Origin of the sequence: Pseudomonas sp. BE134 (assembly GCF_031456105.1) — a bacterium.
GTDB lineage: Bacteria > Pseudomonadota > Gammaproteobacteria > Pseudomonadales > Pseudomonadaceae > Aquipseudomonas.
This window is the reverse complement of sequence record NZ_JAVDUA010000038.1, coordinates 55,407-62,543: the sequence shown is the minus strand read 5'-3', so window position 1 is coordinate 62,543 and position 7,137 is coordinate 55,407. Positions and strand designations below refer to the sequence as shown.

The 7,137-nt window shown below is 59.0% G+C and carries 3 protein-coding genes and 1 pseudogene; all 4 read right to left on the bottom strand.

The window, feature by feature from the left end; translation table 11 throughout:
* Window positions 1–794: pseudogene (locus tag J2Y56_RS25700) on the bottom strand (type IV secretion protein Rhs); the annotation flags it as partial.
* Window positions 795–1,065: 271 nt separating this feature from the next.
* Window positions 1,066–2,709, bottom strand: coding sequence for a fatty acid--CoA ligase (locus J2Y56_RS25695; protein ID WP_310353470.1), 1,644 nt, complete (start codon window positions 2,707–2,709; stop codon window positions 1,066–1,068).
* A gap of 103 nt (window positions 2,710–2,812) precedes the next feature.
* Window positions 2,813–4,591 (bottom strand): acyl-CoA dehydrogenase C-terminal domain-containing protein, encoded by a 1,779-nt coding sequence (locus tag J2Y56_RS25690; protein ID WP_310353469.1) that lies wholly within the window; start codon window positions 4,589–4,591, stop codon window positions 2,813–2,815.
* A 7-nt stretch (window positions 4,592–4,598) separates the two neighbouring features.
* Window positions 4,599–7,133 (bottom strand): MMPL family transporter, encoded by a 2,535-nt coding sequence (locus J2Y56_RS25685; RefSeq protein ID WP_310353466.1) that lies wholly within the window; start codon window positions 7,131–7,133, stop codon window positions 4,599–4,601.
* Window positions 7,134–7,137: the final 4 nt, after the last annotated feature.

Here is a 7,137-nt window from a genome sequence, read left to right as displayed (position 1 = left end):
CTGGCTGGCAGCATGTCCAGCCAGAGGCTGGCGGTGCGCAGCAGTAAACAGAGTGCCGCTTCGTCACTGACCAGCAGCTGGACTTTTGCCATCGTTGCCGGAAAATCTTTTGCCAGCGTTGCCAATTGCTCGGCACCACTGCCCAACCTTCCAACGAACTTACGGGGATTCTGGAGAATGTCGGAAAGCAGGCTGATGCTGTCCCAAACACCCACAATCGCCTTCCAGCTTCCCGCCAGCAATCCGTTCCCGGCGGCCACAAAGGTCGACTGCGACCACTGCGGTTTAAACCCGGCCCACTCACAGCGCAGCCAGCCGTCCAGTTCTTTGGTCAGGCCGTCATAAGAGAAAAAAAGGTCCTCGATTTGAGCCGGCGTGACTTCGCTCTGAACATGAACCCGGTAGAACTTGCCGGGTGTCCCTACGAACTGCCCTTTACCGTTTTCATCAAGCTTGACCGGTGTGGTCTCGCCGCCATCCATGGCGATCACATCAACCGAAATATTCCCCAACGGAATGTCATAAACCGATTCGAACTTGCTCTCGATCTCCAGAATTCCGCCGTCCGGACACTGCGCAACACTGGAGAAAAACCCATCGTCGCCACTGCTGACCGCAGTCGTCGTACTCCCGAGTTTTATCAGCCGCTCCATGCCCATCAGCGACGGCATATCAGCCGCACGGCTGGCCTGGTCCGCCTTCTGGTTAAACCAACGCTTCAGCTGTTCGCGGTAAAGCGTCAGCGTCTCCGGGAAACTGTCGAGTTCCTGCTCGATGCGGGCGATGTGGGTCATCAGCGCACCGAACGGCTGGCAGTGGCGTGGTAAATCGGGTCGAACATGAGCAATCCCTCGCGCAGAAAATGGGGCGCGCGAGACTTTGCAGGGGATCAGTCAGGAAAGAAGCCAGAGAAGTAGGCGATGACTGTAGGGAAAATCCTTAAAAACGCTTCAACAATCAACAGGTAGGCCAAAACGCAAACGTGGCGTGAGGTTTCCCTCACGCCACGTTTGTTTTTCCACCTCAGGAGGCTAGAACCCGGCTGGATCCTGGCGATTTCAACCTTCAGTCCGACAGGGTTTCCCGAATCAGCTTCTTGTTGATTTTCCCGACGCTGGTCTTTGGGATCTCGGCGACGAATTTGAACTGTTTGGGGATTGCCCATTTGTTAATGCGCCCACACTCGACAAACGTCAGCAGGTGCGCTTCGAGTATCTGCTTGTCGAGGTATTGCCCCGGCTCGCACACCACCATTGCCATGGGACGTTCGCCCCACTGCTCATCGACGATGCCGACGACTGCGACGGACATCACTGCCGCGTGTTCGCTGATCAGGCTCTCCAGTTCCAGCGAGCTGATCCACTCGCCGCCCGTCTTGATCACGTCTTTGATGCGGTCTTTGATTTCGACGCCACCCATCGGGTCGATCGAAGCCATGTCGCCGGTGTGCATCCAACCGTTAAGCCAGAGCTCGGCGCCCTTTTCCGGCTCCTTCAGATAACCCTGGGTCAGCCAAGGCGCGCGGACCACGATTTCGCCCAGGGACTCACCGTCATGGGCAACATCGTTGCCGCTGGCATCGACGATTTTCAGGTTAACCATGGGCACCGGCGTGCCGGTCTTGATGCGGGTAGCCAGTTGCTCTTGCATAGGCTGTTTAAGCACGTCATCACGCAGGTAACTCAGGCACAGAATCGGGCAGGTTTCCGACATGCCATAACCGGCGTGCACCACCATGCCTTTGGCACTGGCTTCGCTGGCGATTCCGTGAGTCAGAGCGCTGCCGCCCAGCAGCATTTTCCAGCCTTCAAAACGGGTCTGTTTCCCGGCTTCGCAGTTCAGGATCATCTGCAAAATGGTCGGTACGCAATGGGAAAAGGTGACCTTCTCCTCACGATAAAGCTTGACCAGGGTGTTGGGCTCATAGCGGCCCGGGTACACCTGTTTGATCCCCATCAGGGTGGCGACATACGGCACACCCCAGGCATGCACGTGAAACATCGGCGTGATGGGCATGTACACATCGTCGGAACGCAGCAGTGGCTGGCCTTGATAGACGCCCAGGGTGCCGACCGTATTCAAGGTGTGCAGGACCAATTGGCGGTGCGTGAAATACACCCCTTTTGGGTCGCCGGTGGTACCGGTGGTGTAGAACAGGGTGGCGACCGAGTTCTCATCGAAATCGGGGAATTCGTACTGGTCTGACGCCAGGGACAGCAGGTGCTCGTACTCACCCAACACCGGCAACGATGTTTCGGTAGCCGTGTCGTCCGTCAGTTGCAGGAAACCTTTGACGGTCGTGAGTTGGCCTTGGATCTGTTCGACCAGAGGCAGGAAATCATCATGCACCAACACCAGATCGTCTTCGGCGTGGTTCATGGTGAAGAGCACTTGATCCGGAGACAGACGGATATTCACCGTATGCAGCACCGCGCCGATCATCGGTACGGCAAAGAAGCATTCCAGGTAACGATTGCTGTCCCAGTCGAGCAGCGCCACGGTGTCACCGGCTTTTACGCCGGCGGCCGTCAGGGCGTTGGCCAGTTTGCGAATCCGTTTGTTGAGCGTCTTGTAGTCGTAGCGCAGTTTGTCGGCATAGACGATTTCCCGACCCGGCTCATAGCGCTCACCGGACAGCAACAGTTGCTTGATCAGCAAGGGATAAGCATAGGCGCCTTCGGCGGGCGGAATTATTTTTGTCGCCATCATGATTCTGGTTCCTGAAACTTTTTATTGTTGGCTCAGTGCCCCTGAATGCACACGTTTGCAAACGGCTCCCGGCGCGGTGCCGGGAGTCGCGGGGGCATGGGGATCAGAACTGCGTTGCATCCAGCTCGTAGAGGCATTCGCTGCCGGCCTTGACCGACGCGCTCAATGAATGGATGCGCGGCAGCAAGCGAGCGAAGTAGAAGCGTGCGGTGGCCAGTTTGCTGACGTAGAACTCGTCCTCGGCTTGCTTGCCAACGGCGGTCTTGGCCATCAGTGCCCACATGTAGGCGTAGGCCACGTAGCCGAAGGCTTGCAGGTACTCGACCGAGGCCGCGCCGATTTCATTCGGGTTGGTTTTTGCCCGGTCCAGCACCCATGCGGTCAACTCGTCGAGGGTGTCCACGGCCGCGTTCAACGGCTTGCTGAACTCGTTGAGTTCCTCACTGGCGTTGGCGACGAAGTCACGAATTTCGGAGGCGAACAGGTTGTAAAGCGCCCCGCCACTGCCAACAATCTTGCGCCCGACCAGGTCCAGCGACTGGATGCCGTTGGTGCCTTCGTAGATCTGGGTGATGCGCACGTCACGCACCAGTTGCTCCTGGCCCCACTCGCGGATATAGCCGTGGCCGCCGAAAATCATCTGGCCGTGGAGGGTGGTTTCCAGACCCATGTCTGTCAGAAACGCCTTGGCCACCGGGGTCAGCAGCGACACCAACTCTTGCGCTCGTTTGCAGGTTGCCTCGTCTTCGCTGTACTTGGCGGTGTCCAGTTGCAGGGCCACGTAGCTGGAGAACGCACGACCGCCTTCGTTCAAGGCTTTCATGGTCAACAACATGCGCCGCACGTCCGGGTGGACGATGATCGGGTCGGCAGCCTTGTCCTTGTTCTGTGCACCCGTTGGCGAACGGCTTTGCAGACGGTCACGGGCGTATTCGACGGCGTTCTGATACGAACGCTCGCCCAGCGACAGCCCCTGAATGCCTACGCCCAGACGCTCGTAGTTCATCATGGTGAACATCGCCGCCAGGCCCTTGTTCGGCGCATCGACGATCCAGCCAGTGGCGCCGTCAAAGTTCATCACGCAGGTGGCGGATGCCTTGATGCCCATCTTGTGTTCGATGGAACCGCAGGACAGCGAATTGCGTTCGCCGAGTGAACCATCAGCGTTGACCAGGACTTTTGGCACCAGGAACAGCGAGATACCTTTCGGGCCTGCCGGTGCGTCCGGCAGTCGGGCCAGTACCAGGTGAATGATGTTTTCGGTCAGGTCGTGATCACCGCCCGTGATGAAAATCTTGCTGCCACTGACCTTGTAGCTGCCGTCGGCCTGAGGCTCGGCGCGGGTACGGATCATGCCCAGGTCGGTGCCGGCATGGGCCTCGGTCAGGCACATCGAACCGGTCCAGGTGCCGGCATACATGTTCGGCAGGTAACGTTCCTTGAGCTCTTCGCTGGCGTGGGCATTGATCGACAGACACGCACCGGCGGTCAGCATCGGGTACAGGCCGAAGGACAGGCCGGCCGAATTGACCATCTCTTCGACCTGAGCCGAAATCGCCTTGGGCATGCCCATGCCACCAAACTGCGGATCACCACCGACGCCGACCCAACCGCCTTCGGCGAACGCCTGATACGCGGCGACAAAACCGTCTGGCGCGGTGACCGCGCCGTTGGTCCAAGTGCAGCCTTGTTCGTCGGCACTGCGGTTCAGCGGTGCGATCACTTCACCCGTGATCTTGCCGGCCTCTTCGAGGATCGCGGCAGCCGTCTCTTCGTCAATGACCTCGGCCAGGCCAGGCAAACTGGCCCATAGCCTGGATACCTCAAAGACTTCATTGAGGACGAAGCGCATGTCGCGCAAGGGAGCTTTGTATTCGGACATAGTGAACTTACTCAGGAGTAGTCAATGCATGAGGAACAGACGGAGTGTGCGAGGTGCCGGCTTCTTTGGCTGGCGTCCCCAGATCATCCGCAGCTGGAAGTGTCTCCAGCGATTTTTCGCGCAACAGGAAGTACGACAGGGCTGGAATCAGGATCAGTGCGCCGAGCATGTTCCACAGGAACATGAACGTCAGCAGGATGCCCATGTCCGCCTGAAACTTGATCGGCGACCAGACCCAGCAGACCACGCCTGCCGCCAGGGTGATGCCGACCAGGCCAACGACGCGACCGGTGAACGCCACCGCGTTACGGTACGACTCGGACAGCGATAACCCTTGGCGCTGGAAGTGCAATTGCACACTTAGCAGGTACAACGCGTAGTCCACGCCGATCCCGACCCCCAATGCGATCACCGGCAAGGTTGCCACTTTCACGCCGATGCCCATGCCCACCATCAAGGCTTCGCAGAGGATCGAGGTCAGAACCAGTGGCAGCAGTGCGACCAGGGTGGCGCGCCAGCTACGGAAGGTGATCAGGCAGAACAGAGTCACCGCTGCGTAGACATACAGCAGCATCGTGTGATTGGCCTCGCGGACCACGATGTTGGTCGCCGCTTCGATACCGGCGCTACCGGCAGCCAGCAGGAACTGACGATCCTCGGTGCTGTTTTCCTTGGCAAACTTTTCGGCGATGGCAACTACCGAGTCCAGGGTCTCGGCCTTGTGGTCCTTGAGGAAAGCAATCACCGGCATCAGCGAGCAATTGTTGTTGAACAGCTCCGGGGAGTTGACCGAGGCTTGCTGCGCGGCGTAGTTCAGGACGTCCTGGTTACGCTGGATGCTGTTGAGCTTGGGGTTGCCCTCGTAGGTACCGGCCGTGATTTGACGCACGGCGTTGACCAGCGACGTCGTCGCCCGCACACCCGGATTCTGTTGCAGTTCCCAGGCGAGACGGTCGGCCAGCACCAGCGTCTTGTAGTTCAGGCAGCCTTCCGGCGCGGTCTTGATCATCACCGCGAACAGGTCGCTGGACAGCGCGTAATGCTCGGTGATGTAAGCGTTGTCACGGTTGTAGCGCGAATCGGCACGCAGTTCCGGAGCACCACTTTCCAGGTCGCCGATCTTCAGGTTCAGGCTGACCATGAAGCCGCCGATGCCCATCAACAGCGCGACCAGTACTGCTCCGGTAGCCCACTTGCGGGTGGTGAAGCGGTCGAGTGCGTCCCACAATTTACCGAAGCCTTTGTGGCGGTCGGCGCGGGTGTCGATCTTCAGGGCGCGTTCGGCAGCCTTGGCGCCGACGCCGACATAAGACAGCGCCACTGGCATCAGCAACAGCGAGGTGAAAATCAATACCGCGACACCGATACTGGCAGTAATCGCCAGGTCCTGGATCACCGGAATGTCGATCAGCATCAACACGGCAAACCCAACGGCGTCGGCCAGCAATGCGGTGACGCCGGCAATGAACAAACGGCGGAAGGTGTAGCGTGCGGCGATCAGTTTGTGGGTGCCACGGGCGATGTCCTGCATGATGCCGTTCATCTTCTGCGCGGCGTGGGACACGCCGATGGCGAAGATCAGGAACGGAACCAGCACCGAGTACGGGTCGATGGCATAGCCCAGCCAGGCGACGATGCCCAGCTGCCAGACCACCGCGATCAGCGAACAGCCAACCACCAGCAAAGTGCTGCGAACGCAACGGGTGTAGGCGTAAATGATGATCAGCGAGGTGACCACGGCCAGGCCGAAGAACATCATCACCTGAATCAGGCCATCGATGAGATCGCCCATCAATTTGGCGAAACCGATCACCCGGACCTTGTAGTGGCCCTTGCCTTCTTCACCGGACTTGCGCGCGGCACTGTCACCGGCGTATTCAATCTTGTCGCGCAACTGCTCTTCGAGCATCTGCGAGAACTGGTGGTAGTTGATGCTCTGACCCGTGGCCGAGGCCTTGTCCAGCAGCGGCACGATCAGCATGCTGGATTTGAAATCGCTGGCCACCAGGCTGCCGACGATACCGGCACGGGAAATGTTCTGGCGCAGTTGCTCGATTTGTTCTGGCTTGCCCTCGTAGGTGTCGGGCATCACCGAGCCACCCTGGAAACCTTCCTCGGTGACTTCGGTCCAGCGCACCGACGGGCTCCACAACGACTTCATCCAGGCACGGTCGACGCCCTCGGTGAGGAACAACTGATCGTTGACCTGCTTGAGTACGTCCAGGTATTCAGGGTCGAAAATGTCGCCCTGGGTGTTTTCCACCACCACGCGCACCGAGTTACCCAAGCCGCGTAGGGAGGCGCGGTTTTCCAGGAAGTTCTGGATGTACGGCTGGCTCTGCGGAATCATTTTTTCGAAGCTGGGACGCAGCTCCAGACGGGTGACCGCCATGAAGCCCAGCACCACGGTGGCGAGCGCCATCATCAGCATGAATATAGGGCGGTAGTTGAACACCAGCCGCTCCAGCAGGTTGCCGGAACGACTGTCGAAATCACGCATGTCGCGGATCACCGGCATGGCTTCTTGTTTTATGTTGCCCATGTCT